A 20,904-nucleotide genomic window follows, 5' to 3' on the forward strand; every position below is an offset into this window, starting at 1 on the left:
ACGCGGACCCGGTGACCGAGACCGGCAAGAAGCGACGCGGGTTCGTCGGCTTCCACTCGCTCGTCTCCCACCGCTTGAGCCCGGGCGCGTAGAACTCCATGACGTTGGGAAACTGCTTCTGGCGGAGCGCGAAGCCCGGGGTGCGCGCGAAGCCCGGGGTGGCGGTCGCCGAGGTCATTCGGCCAGCACGCCCTTGAGGCGGTACTCGGCGAGCTTGTGCTCGAACCAGGGCAGCACCTGCTCGGCGCCCTCGACCAGAAGGGCCCGCTCGGCGTCGAGGTCGGAGGGAGCCAGCTCGAGGAGCCAGCCGTCGCCGAGGGGGTCGCGGTGGACGAGCCCCGGGTCGGCGAGCGCGGCCGCGTTGTGCGCGATCACGGTACCCGAGACCGGGGCCGTCAGGGGGCCGACGAACTTCTCGGCTTCGATGCTGCCGACCGGCTCGCCCCGTCGCACCTCGGTGCCGAGTGGCACGAGGGCGAGCTGGGCCAGCGCGCCGGCGGTCTCGACCCCGAGCGGGTCCATGCCCAGGCGCACCCGGTCGAGCGCGACCACGAGGACCCACACGTGCGTCTCGGGCTCGTAGCCGCGGTCCAACGCGAGCACGTAGCCCTGCACCTCGACCGACGGTGTCATCGCCGGGCTCACAGCCGGCTCGCATCTGCGCGTGCCAGGGCGGCCGCGACCCGCTCGCCGGGCGGTCCGAAGTCGCCGAGCACCGCGGGGGCGTCGTCGAGGCGATGGCCGACGAGCGCCTGCTCGACGCGCGCCGCGTCGCCGTTGAGCTCGGCGTCCGCCACCGACACATGCTCGATCCGCCCCCTGGCGACGCCCGCGACCACCGACGCGCCCCCGTCCTCGGCCGCCAGCACCCACACGCCGGCACGCACCTTCGCCTGCCAGACGTCGGGGGCGGGGCGCTCGGGGCCGTTGACCCACGCGGGGTCCCGGAATCGCCGATCGAGCTCGACGAGGCGCTCGTGCTCGAGCGCGCTCAGGCGGCCCGGGACAGCACGAAGCGCGAACGCGGTCGCGTACGCGTCGGTGGCTGCGTCGCGGAAGGCGTCGGGGTCGGCTGGGGTCGCGGCCACATAGCGGCGCATCAGGCGTGCGAGCTCGGCGCGGGCCTCGGGGCACGGGACGCGCAGCACAGCCGCCGCGGCGTTGTGGTCGAAGCGCTCGATGAGGTTGCCCACGACCACCACTGCGTTCTCGATCTGGCCGGCGCCGTGCCCACACACCTTCTGGTCTCCGACCACCAGCTCGAGATCGGCGTCGAGCTCGGCGGGGACGCCCACCGACCGGAACGCCTCCACGGCCGGGGAAAGCAGTGCGCGCAACGCGCGCGCTCGATTCGGCGAAACAGCAGCGACCGGGAGCGCGATCTGGAAGAACAGCTGGCCGTCGTCGAGGTACACCGGCCCCCCGCCGACCATGCGCCGCAGCACCGGCAGCCCGCGCGCGCGACACGCGTCGACGTCGACCTCGTCGAGGCGGCGGTGGTACCCGATGCACACGTACGGCTCGGCCGGTCGCACGAACGAGAGCGTGGGGGGCGCGCCGGCGGAGACTCCGTACGCGACCGCGTGCCAGAGCGTCTGGGACCGCAGCGCATCGGCCCGGCCGAAGTCGAGGACCCGCAGGGTGTCAGGCGCCGGCACCGTTGCCCATCGCCTCGTCCATCATCTCGACGATGTCGAGAACCTTCAGCTGGTCGTTCCCGGTCGACTTCGCGGCGTCCTCGAAGCGCGACACCTCGTACGGGCAACACACCGCGAGTACGTCGGCGCCGTACTCGACCGCCTCTCGCACCCTCCGCTCCGAGAGCCGCTCCGACGTGTGGTTGTCGGTCAGGCTGTCGAGCCACATCCCGCCCCCGCCCCCGCCACAGCAGTAGCCGTTCTCGCGACAGCGGCCCATCTCGACCAAGCGCACCCCGGGAATCGCCTGGAGCAGCGTGCGGGGCGCGTCGTACTCGCCGTTGTGGCGCCCGAGGTAGCACGGGTCGTGGAAGGTGACCTGATAGTCGAGCTCGGTCTTCCACTCGATGCGATCGACGAGCGGGGCCAGGAACTGCGTGTAGTGCAGCGCCTCGAAGTGATGGCCATGCTTCGGGTACTCCTTGACGAGCGCGTTGAAACCGTGCGGGTCGGGCGTCACGATGCGGGCGAACTCGTACTTGGCCAGGGTCGCGACCGCGTCCTCCATCAGCGACTCGAACAGACCCTTCTCGCCCGCGAGGCGCTGGGAGTCGCCGAGCGTCTTCTCCTCAGCACCCAGGATCCCGTAGTCGACATCGAGCGCGTGCAGGATCCGCGCGAAGGCCTGGGCGGCCTGTTGGCCACGCGCGTGGTAGCTCCAGTAGTCCTCGACGTAGAAGAGGACGTCGACCGGGCCGGGCTCGCTGGGCAGGACGCGCACCGGCACGCCCGCGCCCTTGGTCCAGGCGTGGCGCTTGCGGGGGTTCTCGCCCTGGCAGTTCCCGTAGCGGAAGGTCTTCTCGAACACGTCTTGGAGCTCGCCCGGCACGTTGCCGTTGCTCACCGCCACCTCGCGCGCCGCCGGCATGATCTGGATCATGTCGACCTCCTTGGGGCACACGCGCAGGCAGTTCATGCAGGTGGTGCACAGCCACAGGTCGGGGTCCTCGAACAGGTCGACGCCGCGCTGGACCTTGCGGTGGATCTTCCAGGGCCCGTATTCGCCGACCACGTCGACCGGGCAAACCGGCACGCACTTGCCGCAGCCGTAGCACCACTCGAGCGACTCGCCACCGGGAAGCGCGCCGATCTTCTCGAAGCCCGTGGTGTCGTAGTCGAAGATGACCCGCTGCTCGAACATGCGGTTCCACATGCCGGGCAGCTCCCACTCACGTCCCGAGATCGGCGATGTCACGACCGCCATCTCGTGCTCCATGGCGGCCGGCAGCTGCTTCTTGCCACCAACGGGCATGTCAGACCTCCGGGCGCTTGACGCCGAGCAGACGACGGACGAGGTCGGGGAGCTCGGGCACGATCTTGTTGAACTCCTGGGTCATCCGCATGCGCAAGACCGTGTACATGTAGACGCCGTAGACACACCCAAGGAAGACGTCGATCCCGAACGGGCCAGGCCCGTAGTCGGTGAAGCCGGCAGCCCGGCCGGTCTCTTGCACGAAGGCGATGGCCTGCCCGACGCGGAGATAGGTCTCGCCGCGCGTGGCGCCCGTGAGGTCAAACTCCTCCATCGTCACGAGCCGCAACGACCCGGTCTCGATGTTGGGATCCCACATCCAGCGCGTCCAGGGCCAGTGGTCGTCGGGGTAGGTGAAGTGGAGGAGCTCAGCGGGGAGATCGAAGGCCGCCTCGGGGAAGGCCTGAAGCGTCCGATCCATGCGGTCGATCCGTCCCGGCAACGGGTCGTCGCCGTGAAGGAGGTGGTCGATCTCGGCCGCGAGGAGCTCGGGGCCGAGCGCGTCGAGGATCGCGTCGGCCTTGCGGCGGGCCGCGAACACGCTCCGCAGCACGCGGCCCAGGTCGTCGCGACCCGCCACCGCGGCGCGACCGTCGCCCAACAGCGTGCCGAAGCCCTCGGCCTTGCGCTCGCACGCGGTGGCGATTTCGACGAGGTCGTGCTCCGAGACCTGGGCCAGGGCCTCGCGCATGAACTCCTCGGCGGTGACGGTGTCGACGACCGGTCCCGTCATGACGACCCTGGCCTTCCGCGCTTACCGGGCGGCCGCGCCGGCCCCGGCGCGCGCACACACCACGGCTCGCATCGCGGCCGCACCAGCCGACGAGACCGTGTCCTCGAGGTCGGCGGGGGCGAGCGCAGCACCGCACGCGAAGATGCCCTCCCGGCTCGTCGACACGGTGTCGAGCGGCGGGTTCGCCGCGTCGATGAACCCGTACTTGTTCTGCGCGATGCCGAGCACCTTCGCCATCTCTCGGGTACCGCGCGACGGCTCCATGCCTACCGACAGCACCACCATGTCCATCAGCACCTCCATGGGGCGCCCCATCGTGGTGTCCTCGCCGCGGACGAGGAGCTTGTCGCCCTTCTGGAGGACCTCGGTGATGATCCCCTTCACGTACTGGACGTGGTACTGCTCCTGGGCCGGCCAGTAGATCTGGTTCTCCCAGTAGCCATACATCCGCATGTCGATGTAGAAGATGAAGACCTTGCAGTCGGGGAGCTGCTGGCGGACCTCGATCGCCTCCTTGGACGCGACGCCGCAGCAGACCTTCGAGCAGTACTCGTTCCCGATGTGACGATCGCGGCTGCCGACGCACTGCACGAAGCAGATGCGCTCGGGTGGCTGCCCGTTCGAGGGCCGCACCACGTTGTGTTCCTTGAGCATCGCCTCGAGATCCTGGAGCGCAAGCACATCGGGGAACTCGTAGTACCCGTACATCTGCGTCTCGCGGCCGGGGTCGAAGTGTTGGAACCCCGTCGCCACCACCACCGCGCCGCACTCGAGCGTCGACTCGCCGTCGGGACCGGTCATGGTGAGTCGGAAGTCGCCAGCCTCGCCGTCGCACGCCGTCACTTGGCTCTCGAGTCGCACCTCGGCCAACGGGTTGGAGTTGACCCGGTCGATCATTCGCCCCATGGCGACCTCGGCGCTCTCGAAGTTCGGCGTCAGGGCGGCATAGTTCTCGGCGATCGGTGTCCCGCCGAGGAACGCGGCCTGCTCGACGATGACCGCGGGGGTGCCGAGCTCGGCAACCCCACGCGCGACCTCAAGACCCGCCGGGCCTCCCCCGATGATGACGACGCTTTCGCTCGACATCTGCTCCCCCTTCATGGTCCCCACTCGGCGACCAGGCACTCGTCGGTGGTGTTGGTGGTGACCGCGTCACTGCGGCACGCCACGCTCAGGCGTCGCAGTCCTCCCAGGACAGGAACTCGATCTCGCCCCGCTCGAGCCGCTTCAGGTCCTCCTGGAACTCGGCCCAGGCGGCTTCCCAGTCGATGCCCATCTTCTCGAGCAAGGGCCGGTAGTCGGCCGAGTGCCAGTGGAGCTGGCAGACCCTGTAGGGGTGGGCTCCCATGGCGAGGGCGGCGAACTGCGCCTCCGACATCACCGGCACCCCCACATTGCGCCCGTGCGCCTGGGCGGCGAACTGGCTCTTGTCGAGGGTGGTGACGCAGCCGGTGTCGTGGGTCAGGACGACATCAGGATTCGCCTCCTCCTTCATGACCTCGATCTTTCGCATGGTGGCGAACGACCGGGTGAAGTCGCGCTGAACGAGGATGTGGCGGAACCCGAAGCCGCAGCAGTCGAACCACGTCGAGTACGAACGCACCTCGGCACCCAGCGCCTCGGCGAGTCCGGTGACGATCGCGGTGCGTTGCCCGCCGTACACGTCGGGGTCGTAGATGGCGTCGCCCTCGACGAGCTTGTAGTAGTGACAGGCCGGGTGGACGGTGGCGACGATCCCGTCGACGTTGACCACCTGCTTGGCCGCGATCTCGTTGCGCATCGCCCAGAACCACTCCGAGTAATGCACGATCTCCTCGGGCATCACCATGGGCTTGCCGAGCTTGGCGAGCACGTCCCGGACCTCGCGGCGCAGCTCCGGGTGCAGGATCAGCTCCTCGCGCACCTCCTTGTAGTGGCCGTAGGAGGTGCCGCAGTGGATCAACGGGAAGTACCCCGTCTCCTTGGCGGCGGCAAAGTTGCGCATCGCGACCGCCGCCTGGGCGGCGGAGTTCGAGGTCGCGCTGGCGTAGTAGTTCCACGCGGTGCACGAGGTCTGGTCGCGCGGGTCGTTGTAATCCATTCCGAGCTTGCGCATCACCCAGAAGATCGATGTCGAATAGCCGGGGATATGCCCGCACTGCCCACACGACTTGTGGTGCCACAGGTTGGCAATCGGCACCTTCTTGGACCGCCCGTACTTGGTCGGGGCCTCGACGAACGGCTCGGGTACGCGGTCGACGATCCACTCCCCTTCCTCCTCGAGCCGGAACACCTCCTCGCGGAAGTCCTCGGGGAGGCGTTGGGGGTCGCGCTCGAACTTCTCCTTCTTCTTGAGAAGGGCCGCTACAGGAATGGTCATCGCTGGATCCCCATTTCTTCGAGGCGTTCCTCCATGAGCTCTTCGAGGATCATGTGGAGGCCTTCGTCGACCTGCTTGATCATGTCGAGAGCGCCGGTCTCGAACCAGATGAGGTAGAGCTCCACCAGCGTCCGGTCGGCCACGTCCCAGCTCATCGACGTGGTGTGCATCGTCTCGGGCGGAGTGGCGCGCCGCCACAGCTCGAGGTTGTCGGAGACGTCCTTGACCTCGGGGCCCCAGTCGGGGAAGGCGTCGGGCTGGAGCATGTCGGGCGACACCTGGGTGCCGGTCGACATGATCTTGTAGATGATGCGCGTGTACCCCTCGAGGGCCTCCTTGGCCGACGCCATGCCGTTGTTGATGGCCGCCTCGCGCATGATCAGGATGATCCCGCCCGGGTTGTTCGCCCGGGGGCAGCGCACACACGAGAAGCACTGGGAGCACTCCCAGATGTCCTCTTCCATCTGCTGGTACACGAGCTCCACGTCCTCGCGGGCGACCGCCTGCGCGATGCGACGCGGGCTGAAGTCGTAGAAGCGCGCCGACGGGCACACGGCGACGCAGATCCCGCACTCGTAGCAGCCATAGAGGTAGTCCTCGAAGCGGAGATCGGCCTTGACCTGCTCGAAGAGCCGTTCCTTCACTTCGTACGAGACCTCATCGAAGCCCGCGACGCCAGGGGCCTTGAGGAGCGCGCTCCCGGTCACGGGCATCAGAACGACACCACGGCATCGGCTTCGATCGCGAGGTCATTGAACGCGGCCCCGCCGATCATCTCGACGTCGTCGATCAGATCGTCGAGCGCGAGGTCGTTGAGCTCGAGTGACGGCTGGCAGACGAGGAACCGCACACCCACGCCGCGGGCCTGGTCGATGAAGTACGCGAGGGGCTGACCTCGATCACCCTTGGGCCCGATCTTGTCGACGACGTCGGACTGGAGAAGCGTGGGACCGTACATCGTGAAGTAGATCGCGACCTCGCAGTCGCTCGCCGCCGCGGCCGCCGCCAAGAAGAAGGGGGTCGCGCAACGGCCGGGGTCGTCCACTCCGTGCGTGTGAACGTAGAGAACCTTCCCCTCGGCGTCACTCGACCACTGCAAGTCAGGCCTTCCGAATCAACACGCGGAAGACGTCGCCTTCCTTCGTGATCCCGACGAGCTCGTTCTTGGTGCGGCGCGTCCACGCCTCCATGTCGGGTTCGACACCGGGATCGGTAGCACGCAACTCGAGAAGTTGCCCGACCTCGATCTCTTTGATCGCCTGCGCCGTCTTGATGACCGGCAGCGGGCACTGCACGCCGACACAGTCAACGATCTCGACCGGAGTTTCTTCGGCCATCGGACCCCCTCTATTCGCATTTACGAATATACTCTCACCCCGCGGGTGTCAAGGGAAGGTACCCATGACGATCGCCGACCTGCGTTGCGACCGGTGCGAACGGCCCCTGGGTGGCCTGGCGGGGGATGCCGACAACAGCGAGACGAGCGGCGTGCGCTTCGTCTACCACCCCGGGTCGGCCCAGTTGCGCGACGACTCCGGGCTGCTGTGCCTCCCCTGTTGGGACGAGACCGTCACTTGGATGGGCACCGATCCCAGTCTCGGCCCGGCACCGTGCCCCCGTTGCGACGCCCCGCCGGACGATCAGCCGCGGCTTCATGTGTCACGGCTGCACGACCTGCGCTCGTGGCAGCTGTGCCGGCGTGATGCGGTCGAGTTTCTCAATCGCCTGCGCACCGTCGAGCCCAAGCTCGACCGCGACACGTTCGCGCTCCCGGCCCCGCTCCCCGACGCGGCAAAGGAAGACTGATTGAATCCTGACCTCGACTATCGTGATTCTGTGGCCGCTTTGCTCTCGATCGACCCTCGCCTGCGTCAGGAGCTCGACGACCTCCACGCCGGCATGTGCAAGGCGCTGAGCGACCCAAAGCGCCTCCTCATCCTCTATTCCCTGCGGGACTCGTCCCAGAGCGTCTCCGAGCTGTGCGAAGCGATCGGCGCATCGCAGCCCAACACGTCACAGCACCTCGCCTTCCTGCGAGAACGCGGTGTCATCGACGCCGAGCGACGCGGGAACACCGTCGTCTACTCGCTGCGCTACCCCGCAGTCATCGAGGCGCTGGATCTCCTCCGCGAGGTCATGGCCGACGAGCTTGCCCGCCGCCAGGCGCTGCGCGCGCCGTAAGCCGTAGCGACGGGTCTTCCCGCTAGCATCTCGAACGTGGGCGCGATCGATTCCCTGCTCCGTCAGGAGCTCGATGAGCTCACGTCGGGTATGTGCAAGGCGCTCAACGACCCCAAGCGCCTGACGCTCCTCTACGCGCTCCGCGCCGGTCCTCGCACGGTGACCGAGCTGTGCGAGGTCGTGGGCGCGCCCCAGGCCAACACCTCACAGCACCTCGCGGTGCTCCGCGACCGCGGACTCGTCAAGGCCGAGCAGCTCGGCAACCGCGTGCGCTACTCCCTCCGGCACCCGAAGGTGATCGAGGCGATCGACCTCCTGCGCGGCATCATGAGCCAGGAGCTGGCCCGGCAATCGTCGTTACGGGTCAACGAATCCTGAGCTCCTGACACCGCTCCCGACCCGCGTCAGCCGCCGATCGCTCGCGGTCCGCTTGACCGATCGGCATTCGCAGGTGAGAGTATGCGCACGCACGAATGCCCCGGGGGGCTGGCGTATGAAGCCGGAGGGAACTCGTCGATGGGCGTTCGTTGGTGCGCTGATCATCGGCTTGGGGCTCGCGCTCGCCCCCGCCATCTTCCAGATGTTCTCGAGGGCACCGCTGGGCGGCGACATGATCACCGACTTCCGCCCCTACATGCGGCCCGCCGTCGTGGCCGAATACCAGGGATACATCGCGGAGCTGCGAGCGGCTGACGTGGAGATCGACGAGCAGCTGACACCGCTGCTCGAGGATCGCTTCAACCTCGACGAAGCACAGATCGGGACACAGTTCGCGCCGTTCGCCGCCTTCGCCGCGCAGTGGGCGACCATCGACGCCGACATGTCGGACATGCTCGGAAAGATGGACCGCAACATCGACAACTACGAGGCGGTCGCGGCACTTCCTTCGTTCCCGCTGTTTCCGTGGTTCTTCGTCGCGCCAGGGCTGATCATCGCCGGGCTCGCCGTCTGGGGGCTGCGCAAGTCGAGCCATGCCAGCATCCACCGTCCGGCGGTGATCGCATTGGCCGTGATGGGTCTGGGCGTGATCGCGGCACCGGCGATCTTCCAGATGTTCTCTCGTGCACCCAAGGGCGCCGAGATGATCGACGACTTCCGCGAGTTCATGAACACGCCCAAGCTGCGCACAATCCAGGGGTACTTCGTGACGATCGGCGGGGGCGAAGGCAGCCTGCGCACCGCGGTGCTCCCGGCGCTGGAGGCCCAGGGCGTGTCGGCGGCCACCCTCGAGAGCGATCTCCCCGACGTCCAGACATTCAGCGAAGAGTGGCCCACCATGTTCAGGCGCTTCGCCAGCATGATCGGAACGATGCAAGAGAACATCGACAACTACGCCGCAGTCGACGCCCTTCCCCCCTTCGGGCTCTTCCCGTGGTTCTTCGTCGCGCCCGGCATTCTCGTTGCTGGGTTCGCGGTCGCTGCAGGCCGACCGCGCCGACGGGACGCCCCAACAGTCAAGAGCGGAGCGTGAGTGAGTGTGATTCGCCGGTCCCTCGGTGAACCGAGTTCGTCAAAGGAGGCACGACATGAAGCAAGGAGCACGCGGGCTGGCGCTGACGATGGCAGCGCTGTTGGTGCTCGCGACCGGCACGATCGCCGGCGCGAGCACTTCGGCCAAGAAGAAGTCGAGTGGGAAGCTGGTTGGCACGTTCCAGGTCGAGGCCGCGGAGTGCGCGGATGGCGCGCCGACTTCTGGCTCGTACTTCCGGATGATCCAGCCCGGGGGCACGCTCGACGCGGGCCCGTTCCTACCCAACGGCGACTCCAGTTGCGGCGACAAGACCTACTCGCCGCTCGTGCCGGGTACCGATGGCGGGCTCATCACCGGGAAGTTCCAGCCCCAGCCCGACCCGCCGATGGACGCCGCCGGCAACGGTCTCGCCGACGCGATTCTGGAGCCCACGAAGTTCTTTGCGCAGAACTTCGCCGTGTCCACGAACGACACCGATCCCCAGACCGGTGAGAGCGTGAAGCCGCTGTCGATCAAGGCGAGCAAGAGCGGCACGCTCAGTGGCGACACCACCGCGTTTTCGGTCGCGTACGGCGGTCAGCAGTTCAACCAGGGTGCGCCCAAGCCCGACGGCTCACTGCCCGGGATCACCACCAAGCTCACCGGTACGTACGACAAGAAGACCGGCGCGTACGAGATGGAGTGGGTCACCCAGATCGTCGGCGGACCGTTCGACACCTTCACCGGCGTCTGGCACTTCGAAGGCACGTTCAAGGCCAAGAAGAAGTGAGCCTGCGCTCCGTGACGAACATGGGGTGTGGCCTCGCTCGCTAACACGCTCGACTACGTCGGACTGGCGTTCGCCGCCGCTGGCGTGGGCGCGCTCGGTGGGCTCGGGGGCGCGGTGCTGCTGGTGCCCGCCCTCGTGCTCACGGGTGTCAACGCGACTGCGGCAGCCCCGCTCGGCCTGATCTGCGTTGCTGCGGGCTCGGTGGCGGCGGGGTCGCAGCAACTGGTCGAACGGGCGGTGAACCACCGCATCGGGATCGCGACCGAATTGGCGGCATCGACGGCCGCGGTCATCGGCGCGGTCGTGTCCGGCCTCGTCAGCGAAAGCGTGCTCACGCTTCTGCTCGCGATCACCGCGCTGGCCGCGGCATTGGTCGGCGCGCGACGCAGTGACCTTCGCAATCCGCCGCGCGAGGAGTGCCAGCCCGGCGACATCGGTGAGCGCATCGGATCCCTCGCGGGCGCCTATCCGGTCGGCGGTGGAATCGCGCCTTACACTACGCGGCGGCTGCCACTCGGGCTCGGGCTCATGGGTGTCGCCGGGCTGATGGCGGGCACGATCGGTGCGTCGGGCGGGTTCATCAAGACCCCGGCGATGAGCGAGATCATGCACGTCCCGACGAAAGTGGCTGCGGCAACGACCACCTTCACGGTGGGCATCACGTCGGCGACCGCCCTCGTGGTGTTCGCGATCCAGGGACGCATCAACGTCTCCGCCAGCGCCGCGGTGATCCTGGGCAGCCTTGCCGGTGGCTACGTCGGCGCGCGCTTTCAGGCGCGGCTCTCGCCGATCGCCGTGCGACGCGGCCTCAGCATGCTGCTCGTCGCCGTCGCAATCGCCCTGGTGGTGCGCCTGTGACCACCGCGCGCGAGCCCATCCCCCCCGGCGCCGTCAGCTCCATCCGGGGTCGTCGCCAGGTCCCCGCGCTCCGCGGTGCAACCGGCATCGGGCTCGTGAGCGCAACGGGCGCGTTGGCATTCGGCGGTGACGTCGGCCACGCGTTGGGAGTGGCCGCGGTGACGGTCGTGACCGCGATGCCGTTGCTCCGGGTCTCGTGGTTGGTCTTCCGCTGGACCGAAGAACGAGACTGGCGATTCGTCGCGCTCGGCGTCGCCCTGCTCGGCGTCGTCGGACTCGGAGCGCTCTTGGCGCTCACCGGTGTCGGTGGTGACTAATGAGAGATGGATTGTGTCAGCGCGGCAACGAGCTGTACCCGAGACAACCGGAAGCCGTCCGCCGAGGGTCCCCGGGGCTCGCACCCGTTCTGCCCATCATCGGGTGACCTTCGACCCTTCCGTCGAGTGGCGAGCGCACGCAATCCTCGGGTGTGGCATCCTGGGGGGTCGACGTCATCGAGGAGCTCGGAACGTCGACACGGGAGTTGCGTCGGGCCCATCCCGCAGACCTGGTCGGCTTTCACGGAGTTGCACCGCGCGGCGGTCGCCGAGGGTCGTCGGCTGTGGTCGAGATTCCGCAGCCTCTGGTGAACGTTCGGGGGTGTCGCCTTCGGACGTGGCTCGATCGGTGAAGGGGGACGCTATGGGTGAGGACGCGACGAGCGACAAGTTGGCGATCGCGCTGTTCTCCGGGACCGTTGACCGGCTCCAGGCCGCGGCCACGATGGCGGCGGGCGCCGCTGCGATGGGCATGGAGACGCACATCTTCCTCATGTTCTGGGGCGTGGACGCGTTCAGGAAAGACGTCATCGACACGACGCGACCTGTGAGCGCCGAGTATGGCGACCGGGGCAAGGAGGTCGCGGCCGCGATGGAGGCCAAGGGAGTGCCGCCGTGGCATGCGGTGCTGCGGATGGCCGCCGACGTCGGGGATCTCCACGTGCACGCGTGCGCGATGACCATGGACCTGCTGGACATCCCCATGGAACATCTCGACCCGATGGTGGAGGACGTGATCGGAGTCGCCACCTTCGTCGAGTTGAGCCGGGATGGGAACATCCTGTTCATCTGACTCGAGCGGATTGCACGCTCTCGACTTCTGAGGAGAACTCGACATGGGCACCACGACAGCGGATCTGGAGATCGACGCGCGGGGCTCGTTCTGCCCCGGCCCCCTGATGGAGTTGATCAAGGCGGTGCGCCAGTCCGATGTCGGGAAGAAGATCGCGGTGTTGTCCCGAGACCCGGGTTCGCGCACCGACATCCCGGCATGGGTGAAGAAGGCTGGTCATGACTTGGTCGCGATCGAGGACGCGGACGACTACGCCCGCTTCGTCGTCGAGAAGACGCACTAGGTATGCCAGCCGACATCGTGGTGCTCGGGGGCGGCGTGGGCGGTGCCCTGACCGCAAACCTGCTGTCGAAGCGGCTCCCATCCGGGTCGGCTCGCATTCGTGTGTTGGACGAGACGGGCGTGCACGTGTACCAGCCCGGGTTCCTGTACGTCGCCTTGGACCAGGCGAACGCGGGCTGGCTCAGCCGGGACCTGCGATCGCTGCTCCGTGACGACGTCGAGCTGCTCATCGACCGAGCCGTGCGGATCGACGTCGAGAACGGCGCGGTGCACCTCGAGCGTGAGGGCGCCCTGCACTACGACTTCCTCGTCGTGACCACCGGTGCGCAGCCCGACTGGGATGGGGTGCCAGGGCTGCGCCAGGCAACGCACAACTTCTACTCGCTGATCGGTGCCGAGCGGCTGCGCGAGGCGCTGCGCACCTTCGACGGCGGATCTCTCGTCGTCGGCGTGGCGGGCATGCCCTACAAGTGCCCACCGGCCCCGGTGGAGTTCGCGTTCATGGTCGACGACTACCTACGGAGACGGAAGGTGCGCGACCGCACCCGCATCCGCTTTCTCTCGCCGATCAACCGGGCATTCACGATCGAATCGGCCTCGAAGCTCGTGCAGCCGCTCATGGAGAAGCGGGGCATCGAGCTGGAGACCTTTGTGAACGTCGAGACCGTCGACCCCGACAAGCGGCGGCTGACCTCGTTGGAGGGCGAGACCTTCGACTTCGACCTCGCCGTCCTGGTGCCCCCGCACGTCGGGGCGACCGTGGTGCGCGACTCCGGGCTTGGCGACCCCGGCGGCTGGCTCCCGACGGACCCCGCGACGCTGCAGCTGAAGAGCTCGGACCGGGTGTTCGCGATCGGCGACGCCACCGACCTCCCGATCTCCAAGAGCGGCTCCACCGCTCACTTCGAGGCGCCGGTCGTCGTCGAGCAAGTCGTCGCGGCAATCGAGGGGCGCGCGCCGAATCCAGCGAAGTCGCGCTACCGAGGCAAGGTGACGTGCTTCCTCGAGACTGGGCGGCGCCAGGCGACCATCTTGGTCTTCGACTACGACCACCCCCCCAAGCCACCGCGACCCTCGTTCATCTGGCACGTGGCGAAGTGGCTCTTCAACCGCGTCTACTGGCTCACCGTGCCGCGCGGCAGGATCTGAGGTACCGGCACAGCCAGCTCGCTCGAGCAGTCGATGAACTCTGGGCACCTGCACGTCCCGCGGCCATTGCGAAGATGTCAACGACGTGTCGCTCGAGCTGGCCGGCAGTCGACCAAGACCGCTCGTCAGGCGGTCAGGTCCTCGATCAACGGGGTGAGGATGATCTCGAGGGCGATCCCCCACTTGCCGCCGGGAACGACGATGGTGTTGCGCCGCGACATGAACGAGTCGTGCAGCATCGCCAGCAAGTAAGGAAAGCCGACCTTCAGCTTGGCCGGATCGCGGAACCTGATCACGATGTTGCTCTCGTCGAGGGTGGGAACGTCGCGAGCCACGAAGGGGTTCGACGTGTCCACGGTCGGGACGCGCTGGAAGTTGATGTCGGTCGAGCTGAACTGCGGCGTGATGTAGTGCACGTAGTCGGTCATCCGTCGGAGGATGGTGTCGGTGATGTCGGACGTCTCGTAGCCCCTGACCTCGCGGTCGCGATGGATCTTCTGGATCCACTCCAGGTTGACGATCGGCACCACGCCGACGAGCAGGTCGACGTGTCGAGCGATGTCGACCTCGTCGGTGACGGCTCCGCCGTGCAACCCCTCGTAGAAGAGCAGGTCCGAGCCCGGCTCGATGGCCTCCCAATCGGTGAACAGGCCTTGTTCTTGTCCGTGACGGGCCGCTTCTTCGGCGTTGTGCACGTAGTGGCGTCGTTTACCCGTTCCAGATTCGCCGTACTCGCGGAAGAGCTCCTCCAACTCTCCGAGGAGGTTTCCCTCCGGCCCGAAGTGGCTCAGCGTGCGGCCTTGGGCATCGGCCTCGGCGATCGCCTGCCGCATCTCGTCGCGAGTGTGTCGATGGAAGCTGTCGCCTTCGATGAACACCGCGTTGATCCCCTCACGACGAAACACGTGCTCGAACGCCACCTTCACCGTGGTCGTCCCCGCCCCCGAAGAGCCAGTGACCGCGACGATCGGATGCTTCTTCGACATGGTGTGTCCTCAGTCCTGGTGGTGGGGATTCGAACGCGGTTCGGTCGAGACGCCCCCATTGACGTCGATCCTGCACGCGGTCAGCTGCTCGACGAACGCTCTGGCCGGAGCCGAGAGGTACGCGTCAGCACGCCGCAGGATGTGCCATTCGCGCTCGAGCGGGAACCCGGGTGCGTCCACACTGACCAGAGAGCCGGCGGCCAGATCCTGGGCTATGGCGATCTCGGGCAGAACGGAGATCCCCAGCCGCTGGTGCAGCGCGGCGATCACCGCCGCGTTGGAGCCGATCTCCAGCGTTCTCCGGAGTTCGAGGCCGGCGGAAGCGAAGGCTTGCTCCACCGCGGCGCGGGTGCCCGACCCTGGCTCTCTGATCAGCATCGTTGCCGCTGCCACCGTGCCGAGGTCGCTCGTCCCGCCTGCGAGTGGATGTTCAGGGGCGCAGGCCAACATCAGACGATTGGGCAGAAACGCCTGCGCGTCCAGCCGAACGTTGGCTGGCGGACGGCCCATCACCGCCAAGTCCGCCCAACCATCGTTGAGCGGCCCGATGGCGGCGGCACGGTTCGCGACCCGAAGCGCGATCTCCACCTCCGGGTAGCGCTGAACGAAGGGGTGGAGCGCAACCGGCACGAGGTGCTCGCCGGCGGTTGGGACCGCGACAAGCCTGAGCTGACCAGTGACGGTGTCTTGCAGGTCGGCGAGGGCTTGGCGACCCTCGGCGACCAGCGACATGATCCGCGCCGCATAGGCGCGAAAGGTCTCTCCCGCTGCGGTCAACCCCCTGGCCTGCCCTCGGCCGGTGAGGAGCTTGGCGTCGAGGCTCTGCTCGAGGGAGCGGACCGTGTCGGACACCGACGGTTGCGAGACATCGAGCCTGGCCGCGGCCTGGGTGACGCTGCCCCCGGCCTGCGCCACTTCCACGAAGACCTGGAGCTGGCGAAGCGTGATCACGGTTCAACTCCGTTGGCAGAAGGGTGGACGAGACCGAGACATAAGTCTTGACCGATGTGATAACACATACTCATCGAATTTGAGTCAAGTTACCAAGTTCCTGGGGCGGGGCGCAGAGCGCGCCGAGGGCCGATGCGGGGCATCCAGGCGTCGGATCATTCCAGCGTTGAGAGCGCACGAGAGGAAGAAGTGGTGCGTTGACCTTCGACCAGTCGAGCCGGTACGCCGATCTGAACCTGAGCGAGGGCGACCTCATCGCTGGGGCTGAGCACGTGCTGGTCGCCTACCACATGAAACCGAAGCCCGGCTTCGGCGGGTATCTCGAGACCGCGGCCCACTTTGCCGCAGAGTCGTCGACCGGAACCAACGTCGAAGTGTCGACAACCGACGCCCACACCCGATCGGTCGACGCGCTGGTCTACGAGATCGATGAAGGCGACGAGCTGATGAAGGTCGCCTACCCAATCGACCTCTTCGACCGCAACGTCATCGACGGCCGGGCGATGCTGGCATCGTTTCTGACGCTGACCGTCGGGAACAACCAGGGTATGGGCGACGTCGCCTACGCCAAGATGCACGACTTCTACGTGCCGCCTCCCTACCTGAGGCTCTTCGACGGCCCGGCCACCACCATCGCTGACCTCTGGCGGGTGCTGGGCCGCCCGGTCGTCGACGGCGGCTTCATCGTAGGCACCATCGTCAAGCCCAAGCTCGGCCTTCGCCCTGCACCGTTCGCCGAGGCGGCCTACAACTTCTGGTTGGGCGGCGACTTCATCAAGAACGACGAGCCGCAAGGCAACCAGCCCTACGCCCCGTTGAAAGCCACCATCTCAGCGGTCGCCGACGCCATGCGCCGCGTCCAAGACGAGACCGGGCAGGCCAAGCTCTTCTCGGCCAACATCACCGCAGATGACTACCGCGAGATGATCGCTCGGGGCGAGTTCATCCTTGAGACTTTCGCCGAGAATGCCGACCACGTCGCGTTCCTGGTGGACGGCTACGTGGCCGGACCCACCGCGATCACCACGGCCCGCCGCCATTTCTCAAACCAGTTCCTGCACTACCACCGCGCTGGCCATGGGGCGGTGACGTCACCGCAGTCCAGGCGCGGCTACACGGCTTTCGCCTTGGCCAAGATGGCGCGCCTCCAGGGCGCATCCGGGATCCACGCGGGCACGATGGGTTTCGGCAAGATGGAGGGAGAGCCGGCCGATCGAAGCATCGCCTACATGCTCGAGCGCGACTGTGCCGAAGGCCCGTACTTCCATCAGGACTGGCTCGGCATGAATCCGACAACGCCGATCATCTCCGGCGGCATGAACGCCGTGCGGATGCCTGGCTTCTTCGAGAACCTGGGTCACTCCAACCTGATCCTGACGGCCGGGGGTGGGGTCTACGGGCACCTCGACGGTCCCACCGCGGGGGCGATCTCCCTACGACAGGCCGAGCAGCTGTGGAAGCAGGGCGCCGACCCGATGCAGTTCGCTCGGGAGCACGCCGAGTTCGCCCGTGCGCTCGAATCGTTCCCAGCCGACGCCGAACGGCTGCTTCCTGGCTGGCGCCAAGAACTGAACGTGGCCTGAACTCGACGGAGCCCTCTGCCGGTGCACGACACCCAGGAGGTCGATCGACTCGGCGTGTGGGGCCCAGAAGCTCCGCGCGTCATGCGGCAGGCACGTATTCGTGGATGAGGCCCCGAGTAGGTCGCGTCGTCGGACCCGTATGCACCGTGTGTCCGGGGTCTCGCGACGACGCGCCGACCGTCCACCAGATCGTTCTCTGTGCCGTCGACCGCCTGGTTCCGCTCGAGGGATGTGTGGCATGGCGGACCCTGGCGCCACCGATGTGTGCCGGGTTGAGGACTGATTGAGGACTGAGCATCTCGCGACGACCCAGAACCCTTGTGCCGGAAGGATGGCGGTGAGCCGGCCGGTACGCCGGATCTTGTCTGTCGCACTTTCGTGACCTGCAGAAACGCTCGTTCCGTGACCTGCGATTTCACTTGTCGTTGTTGCGCAGCGTTTGTCACCAGTTGTCGTTGACCTGAGGACTAATTGAGGACTGCCGAGCACACGTGAATCAGTAGCACGAGATCGACAGTTCGCAACGAACCGCTGCCTGAGAGCGTCGAAACACGCCCGACGATGCCCGCTGCATCCGAACGAGGCGACGCGATCCCCCACGACTAGCCCATCCGCGATGGAGGGTGAAAACACCGAGGCACCCAGCTTCAGCTGGTCGGGCTGCGAAGCGCTCGGGTGAACAGGATCGACCCGCCGAACAAGAGCGCAGAAGTCGCGGCGGCCGTCCAGGCCAGCGTCGCATCGTTCGACTGGAGCGCGTCGACCGCGACCGCCACGAGGAAGATCTGCATCGACACGAGTAGCACGACATAGACCGCGAGAGCAGACGAGACGCGAGGCCGGCGCGTCGGCTCGCTCATGACCGTCGACCGAGCGCCCACACGACGCCGTTACGTTCCTCGATGTCGATCCTTCCGAGCGGGAGCGGAGGTGGCCCTGCGAGAACGACGCCCGTGGCCGGGTCGAAGACCCCGTCGTGGCAGGGACAGAAGAGTCGCCGCTCGTCTACTTGGTACGTCACGACGCAACCCAAATGGGTGCACTTCTGACTGAACGCATGGAGCTCCCCGTTCGGGAGCCGAATGAGAATCGCAGGATCCTTCTCCGAGGGGTAGCGGAACAGGTACTCGCCGCCAGGCTTCACGCGGGTGGCCTTGACGATCGCCCGAGGCTCGCCCTCGTTCACCGACCGCAACGAGGTGTACGCCGCAATCGCAACCGTCGAAGCCGCGAACGTGCCGCTGGCAAGCACCAGGAATCGCACGAACTCGCGTCGGGTGACGTCGTCCTCGCCCTCTGAGGTGACAGGGAAGTCCCGTCGCCAGATCGGTGATCGATCGGGAGTCGAGGTCACGTCAGCTCCTCACCCGCGAGTCCGAAGGGATCGTCGAGCCACGGGGTCGGCGCGGGACCCAGCGTGACCGCGACGGCGCCCGGGTCGTCGGTGACCATGCGGACCTTGGTCGTGACGGTCTGGCGCCCGAAGGTGAAGGTGTCGACGAGGGTGCCGCGTCGAGTCGACTCGAACTCTTCGACGGTGCCGTACCAGAGCGCTTGGCTCGGACACACCGATGCGCACATCGGCGCGAGGCCGATCGAGGTGCGGTCGAAGCACAGGTCGCACTTCATCATCAGATCGAAATCCGACAGGTACTTCGGGACCCCGAACGGGCAAGCGATCACACAGTTCGAACAGCCGATGCAGCGCGGCTTCAACGCGGACTGAACGACGCCGTCCTCGTTTCGCTTGATTGCATCGGCCGGGCAGACCTGCGCGCACGTCGGGTCGGCGCAGTGCATGCACACCGTCGGCGCCGTCTGGGTCGTGACCCCTACGTCGATCGGCTCGAGGTGGATCATCGAGTGACCGCGGTGCGTCCCGCACTCCTCGCAGGCCTGGACGCACGCCTCGCAGCCGATGCACCGGCTCTGGTCGATGACCAGCATCGGCTCACCGATCATCGATCCGGGTCCTCGACGTGGAGCGCGAGGTCTCGCTCGTCGACGGTTGCTCCGCCCGCGCCGACGCGCTCGATGCGCACGGCACTCACCTTGTACTCGGGGATCTTGGACACCGGGTCGAGCGCGCGATTCGTGAGCTGGTTGGCGGCCTGGCGCCCGGCCCAGTGGTAGGGGATGAAGACCGTGTCGGGACGGATCGTCGGCACGACCTTCGCCGGCAGGGTCATCGAGCCTCGACGCGACGTCACCCGAACCGTGTCGCCGGTGACGATCCCGTGCTCCTCGGCAAGGTTCGGGTGGATCTCGCAGAGCGGTTCCGGGTATTGGCGCACGAGCTGTGCGATGCGCCGGGTCTGAGAGCCCGAGAGGTACTGGCTGACGACCCGGCCGGTGGTGAGCCAAATCGGGTACTCGGCATCGACGACCTCGGCCGCGGGGCGGTACGGCACCGCATGGAAGAGCGCTCGACCGTTGGGCCGGTAGAACTGCCCGTCCTCGTAGAGCCGGGGGGTGCCGGGATGCCCGATCTCGGGCGCTGGCCAGAACATGCCGAGCTCGTCCTCGACGCGCTCCCAGGTGATGCCGGTGTAGTCGGCGGTGCCACCGTGTGACGCGACTCGCATCTCGTCGAACATCTCCTGGGTGCTCTCGTAGGTGAACAGATGCTCCTTGCCGAGGCGCTTGGCGAGGTCGAGCAGGATCTCCCAGTCAAGACGCGCGTTGCCTGGTGGCGCGACGGCGGGGTTGAGCTTGACGACCCGACCCTCGACGGTGGTGGACGTGCCCTCGTCCTCCTCGTGCAACGAGCCCGGAAGCACGACGTCGGCGTGCCACGCCGATTCCGTGACGAAGAAGTCGATGACGGCGTAGAACTCGAGCTTGTCGAGCGCTTCGCGCGTAAAGCGGGTGTCGGGGAGCGAGACGACGGGGTTGAAGCAGATCGAGAGCAGACCCTTGATCTCGCCGGCGTGGATGGCCTCGACGATCTCTTGGGCGGTGAGCCCCTTGCCCGGGATCTCCGACTCGTCGACACCCCACACCGAAGCGATGTACTCGCGGTGCTCTGGGTTCGTGATGTCGCGGTTGCCCGGGAGCTGGTCGCACTTGTGGCCCTGCTCGCGCCCGCCCTGGCCGTTGCCCTGCCCGGTGATCGTGCACACTCCGCATCCGGGCTTGCCGAACTTCCCCGTCGCGAGACCCAGGTTGATGCACGAGAGGACGTTCTCGACACCTTTGCTCTGGTGCTCGATCCCCCGCGCGTGCAGCAACATCCCGGTCGCGGACGTTCCCCACAGCTCGGCAGCCTCCTCGATGCGAGCCGCCGGGACGCCAGTGACGTCGGCGCCCCATGCCGGCGTGTACTCGCGCACCGCGGCTGCCGCGTCCTCGAACCCATCTGTGTGCTGCTCGATGAACCTGTGGTCGATCCAGTCGCGCTCGATCAGGATGTGCAGGATCGTCCCCATCAACGCGGAATCCGTGCCGGGGCGGAGGCCGAGGAAGACGTCGGCGGTCCGCGCGAGCGGCACGACCCGGGGATCGGCGACGATGAGCTTGGCGC

The 20,904-nt window shown here is 67.2% G+C and carries 26 protein-coding genes; 11 read left to right on the forward strand and 15 right to left on the reverse strand.

All coding sequences use genetic code 11. The annotated features are described in order from the left end of the window. Positions 1-174: 174 nt before the first annotated feature. The 9 genes from WEE69_06230 to WEE69_06270 form a co-directional block, all read right to left on the reverse strand. A complete protein-coding gene (locus WEE69_06230) occupies positions 175-645 on the reverse strand; it encodes a glycine cleavage system protein H (GenBank protein MEX1144882.1) in 471 nt (156 codons plus the stop codon). Next, on the reverse strand, positions 642-1,658 hold the full coding sequence (locus WEE69_06235; GenBank protein ID MEX1144883.1) for a hypothetical protein: 1,017 nt from the start codon (positions 1,656-1,658) through the stop codon (positions 642-644). Before WEE69_06235 ends, WEE69_06230 begins: the two co-directional genes overlap by 4 nt. Next, on the reverse strand, positions 1,645-2,949 hold the full coding sequence (locus WEE69_06240) for a (Fe-S)-binding protein (protein MEX1144884.1): 1,305 nt from the start codon (positions 2,947-2,949) through the stop codon (positions 1,645-1,647). The genes WEE69_06235 and WEE69_06240 overlap by 14 nt, the downstream gene beginning before the upstream one ends. A 1-nt stretch (position 2,950) precedes the next feature. Next, positions 2,951-3,682 (reverse strand): hypothetical protein, encoded by a 732-nt coding sequence (locus WEE69_06245; protein ID MEX1144885.1) that lies wholly within the window; start codon positions 3,680-3,682, stop codon positions 2,951-2,953. A gap of 21 nt (positions 3,683-3,703) precedes the next feature. After that, positions 3,704-4,768 carry an FAD-dependent oxidoreductase gene (locus tag WEE69_06250; protein ID MEX1144886.1) on the reverse strand — a complete coding sequence of 355 codons (1,065 nt, stop codon included), beginning with the start codon at positions 4,766-4,768 and terminating at the stop codon, positions 3,704-3,706. 85 nt (positions 4,769-4,853) lie between these two features. Continuing rightward, positions 4,854-6,041, reverse strand: a complete 1,188-nt coding sequence (locus tag WEE69_06255; protein ID MEX1144887.1) for a heterodisulfide reductase-related iron-sulfur binding cluster — start codon at positions 6,039-6,041, stop codon at positions 4,854-4,856. Further along, the gene (locus WEE69_06260) at positions 6,038-6,754 is read right to left on the reverse strand and encodes a 4Fe-4S dicluster domain-containing protein (GenBank protein MEX1144888.1); all 717 of its coding nucleotides are present in this window, start codon (positions 6,752-6,754) and stop codon (positions 6,038-6,040) included. Before WEE69_06260 ends, WEE69_06255 begins: the two co-directional genes overlap by 4 nt. Further along, positions 6,754-7,140: a DsrE family protein gene (locus WEE69_06265; GenBank protein ID MEX1144889.1), complete on the reverse strand. Its 387-nt coding sequence runs from the start codon at positions 7,138-7,140 to the stop codon at positions 6,754-6,756. The genes WEE69_06260 and WEE69_06265 overlap by 1 nt, the downstream gene beginning before the upstream one ends. Position 7,141: 1 nt before the next feature. Continuing rightward, positions 7,142-7,378: a sulfurtransferase TusA family protein gene (locus WEE69_06270; protein MEX1144890.1), complete on the reverse strand. Its 237-nt coding sequence runs from the start codon at positions 7,376-7,378 to the stop codon at positions 7,142-7,144. A gap of 64 nt (positions 7,379-7,442) precedes the next feature. Here WEE69_06270 and WEE69_06275 point away from each other — a divergent pair, with 64 nt between their 5' ends. From WEE69_06275 to WEE69_06320, 10 genes are all read left to right on the forward strand, one after another. Continuing rightward, positions 7,443-7,847 carry a hypothetical protein gene (locus WEE69_06275; GenBank protein MEX1144891.1) on the forward strand — a complete coding sequence of 135 codons (405 nt, stop codon included), beginning with the start codon at positions 7,443-7,445 and terminating at the stop codon, positions 7,845-7,847. Between the two features lie 30 nt (positions 7,848-7,877). Continuing rightward, the gene (locus tag WEE69_06280; protein ID MEX1144892.1) at positions 7,878-8,222 is read left to right on the forward strand and encodes a metalloregulator ArsR/SmtB family transcription factor; all 345 of its coding nucleotides are present in this window, start codon (positions 7,878-7,880) and stop codon (positions 8,220-8,222) included. A 36-nt stretch (positions 8,223-8,258) separates the two neighbouring features. Beyond that, the gene (locus WEE69_06285) at positions 8,259-8,600 is read left to right on the forward strand and encodes a metalloregulator ArsR/SmtB family transcription factor (protein ID MEX1144893.1); all 342 of its coding nucleotides are present in this window, start codon (positions 8,259-8,261) and stop codon (positions 8,598-8,600) included. Between the two features lie 115 nt (positions 8,601-8,715). After that, positions 8,716-9,693, forward strand: a complete 978-nt coding sequence (locus tag WEE69_06290; GenBank protein ID MEX1144894.1) for a hypothetical protein — start codon at positions 8,716-8,718, stop codon at positions 9,691-9,693. 55 nt (positions 9,694-9,748) lie between these two features. Next, the gene (locus WEE69_06295; protein MEX1144895.1) at positions 9,749-10,462 is read left to right on the forward strand and encodes a hypothetical protein; all 714 of its coding nucleotides are present in this window, start codon (positions 9,749-9,751) and stop codon (positions 10,460-10,462) included. 27 nt (positions 10,463-10,489) lie between these two features. Continuing rightward, positions 10,490-11,320 carry a sulfite exporter TauE/SafE family protein gene (locus WEE69_06300; protein MEX1144896.1) on the forward strand — a complete coding sequence of 277 codons (831 nt, stop codon included), beginning with the start codon at positions 10,490-10,492 and terminating at the stop codon, positions 11,318-11,320. Continuing rightward, on the forward strand, positions 11,317-11,637 hold the full coding sequence (locus WEE69_06305) for a hypothetical protein (protein ID MEX1144897.1): 321 nt from the start codon (positions 11,317-11,319) through the stop codon (positions 11,635-11,637). The genes WEE69_06300 and WEE69_06305 overlap by 4 nt, the downstream gene beginning before the upstream one ends. A gap of 364 nt (positions 11,638-12,001) precedes the next feature. Beyond that, entirely contained in the window at positions 12,002-12,430 is a 429-nt protein-coding gene (locus WEE69_06310; protein ID MEX1144898.1) for a DsrE/DsrF/DrsH-like family protein, read from the forward strand. 43 nt (positions 12,431-12,473) lie between these two features. Next, a complete protein-coding gene (locus WEE69_06315; GenBank protein MEX1144899.1) occupies positions 12,474-12,713 on the forward strand; it encodes a sulfurtransferase TusA family protein in 240 nt (79 codons plus the stop codon). Positions 12,714-12,715: 2 nt separating this feature from the next. After that, the gene (locus tag WEE69_06320) at positions 12,716-13,861 is read left to right on the forward strand and encodes an FAD-dependent oxidoreductase (GenBank protein ID MEX1144900.1); all 1,146 of its coding nucleotides are present in this window, start codon (positions 12,716-12,718) and stop codon (positions 13,859-13,861) included. Positions 13,862-13,986: 125 nt separating this feature from the next. On the opposite strand, the gene WEE69_06325 is transcribed toward WEE69_06320, so the two are convergent. Further along, positions 13,987-14,847 carry a phosphoribulokinase gene (locus WEE69_06325; protein MEX1144901.1) on the reverse strand — a complete coding sequence of 287 codons (861 nt, stop codon included), beginning with the start codon at positions 14,845-14,847 and terminating at the stop codon, positions 13,987-13,989. Positions 14,848-14,856: 9 nt separating this feature from the next. Next, positions 14,857-15,798 (reverse strand): LysR substrate-binding domain-containing protein, encoded by a 942-nt coding sequence (locus WEE69_06330; GenBank protein ID MEX1144902.1) that lies wholly within the window; start codon positions 15,796-15,798, stop codon positions 14,857-14,859. Positions 15,799-15,995: 197 nt separating this feature from the next. Here WEE69_06330 and WEE69_06335 point away from each other — a divergent pair, with 197 nt between their 5' ends. Next, positions 15,996-17,381: a ribulose-bisphosphate carboxylase gene (locus WEE69_06335; GenBank protein MEX1144903.1), complete on the forward strand. Its 1,386-nt coding sequence runs from the start codon at positions 15,996-15,998 to the stop codon at positions 17,379-17,381. A 647-nt stretch (positions 17,382-18,028) separates the two neighbouring features. Here WEE69_06335 and WEE69_06340 read toward each other — a convergent pair. From WEE69_06340 to WEE69_06355, 4 genes are all read right to left on the reverse strand, one after another. Continuing rightward, complete coding sequence (locus WEE69_06340; GenBank protein ID MEX1144904.1) at positions 18,029-18,241, reverse strand: hypothetical protein; 213 nt, start codon at positions 18,239-18,241, stop codon at positions 18,029-18,031. Then, positions 18,238-18,735 carry a ubiquinol-cytochrome c reductase iron-sulfur subunit gene (locus WEE69_06345; GenBank protein ID MEX1144905.1) on the reverse strand — a complete coding sequence of 166 codons (498 nt, stop codon included), beginning with the start codon at positions 18,733-18,735 and terminating at the stop codon, positions 18,238-18,240. Before WEE69_06345 ends, WEE69_06340 begins: the two co-directional genes overlap by 4 nt. Continuing rightward, entirely contained in the window at positions 18,732-19,343 is a 612-nt protein-coding gene (locus WEE69_06350; protein MEX1144906.1) for a 4Fe-4S dicluster domain-containing protein, read from the reverse strand. The genes WEE69_06345 and WEE69_06350 overlap by 4 nt, the downstream gene beginning before the upstream one ends. Then, positions 19,340-20,904, reverse strand: a 1,565-nt coding sequence (locus tag WEE69_06355; GenBank protein MEX1144907.1) for a molybdopterin oxidoreductase family protein, incomplete at its 5' end; no start/stop codon positions are given. The genes WEE69_06355 and WEE69_06350, both read right to left, overlap by 4 nt.

It is taken from the genome of Acidimicrobiia bacterium, from assembly GCA_040881685.1.
In the GTDB taxonomy this organism is placed as follows: domain Bacteria; phylum Actinomycetota; class Acidimicrobiia; order IMCC26256; family PALSA-555; genus SHVJ01.

What these genes read in the sequence shown, in the direction of transcription:
- WEE69_06240 (MEX1144884.1), bottom strand. Translation starts at nt 2,949, where the DNA reads ATGCCCGTTGGTGGCAAGAAGCAGCTGCCGGCCGCCATGGAGCACGAG.
- WEE69_06245 (MEX1144885.1), bottom strand. Translation starts at nt 3,682, where the DNA reads ATGACGGGACCGGTCGTCGACACCGTCACCGCCGAGGAGTTCATGCGC.
- WEE69_06250 (MEX1144886.1), bottom strand. Translation starts at nt 4,768, where the DNA reads ATGTCGAGCGAAAGCGTCGTCATCATCGGGGGAGGCCCGGCGGGTCTT.
- WEE69_06255 (MEX1144887.1), bottom strand. Translation starts at nt 6,041, where the DNA reads ATGACCATTCCTGTAGCGGCCCTTCTCAAGAAGAAGGAGAAGTTCGAG.
- WEE69_06260 (MEX1144888.1), bottom strand. Translation starts at nt 6,754, where the DNA reads ATGCCCGTGACCGGGAGCGCGCTCCTCAAGGCCCCTGGCGTCGCGGGC.
- WEE69_06270 (MEX1144890.1), bottom strand. Translation starts at nt 7,378, where the DNA reads ATGGCCGAAGAAACTCCGGTCGAGATCGTTGACTGTGTCGGCGTGCAG.
- WEE69_06275 (MEX1144891.1), top strand. Translation starts at nt 7,443, where the DNA reads ATGACGATCGCCGACCTGCGTTGCGACCGGTGCGAACGGCCCCTGGGT.
- WEE69_06290 (MEX1144894.1), top strand. Translation starts at nt 8,716, where the DNA reads ATGAAGCCGGAGGGAACTCGTCGATGGGCGTTCGTTGGTGCGCTGATC.
- WEE69_06295 (MEX1144895.1), top strand. Translation starts at nt 9,749, where the DNA reads ATGAAGCAAGGAGCACGCGGGCTGGCGCTGACGATGGCAGCGCTGTTG.
- WEE69_06310 (MEX1144898.1), top strand. Translation starts at nt 12,002, where the DNA reads ATGGGTGAGGACGCGACGAGCGACAAGTTGGCGATCGCGCTGTTCTCC.
- WEE69_06315 (MEX1144899.1), top strand. Translation starts at nt 12,474, where the DNA reads ATGGGCACCACGACAGCGGATCTGGAGATCGACGCGCGGGGCTCGTTC.
- WEE69_06320 (MEX1144900.1), top strand. Translation starts at nt 12,716, where the DNA reads ATGCCAGCCGACATCGTGGTGCTCGGGGGCGGCGTGGGCGGTGCCCTG.
- WEE69_06325 (MEX1144901.1), bottom strand. Translation starts at nt 14,847, where the DNA reads ATGTCGAAGAAGCATCCGATCGTCGCGGTCACTGGCTCTTCGGGGGCG.
- WEE69_06340 (MEX1144904.1), bottom strand. Translation starts at nt 18,241, where the DNA reads ATGAGCGAGCCGACGCGCCGGCCTCGCGTCTCGTCTGCTCTCGCGGTC.
- WEE69_06350 (MEX1144906.1), bottom strand. Translation starts at nt 19,343, where the DNA reads ATGATCGGTGAGCCGATGCTGGTCATCGACCAGAGCCGGTGCATCGGC.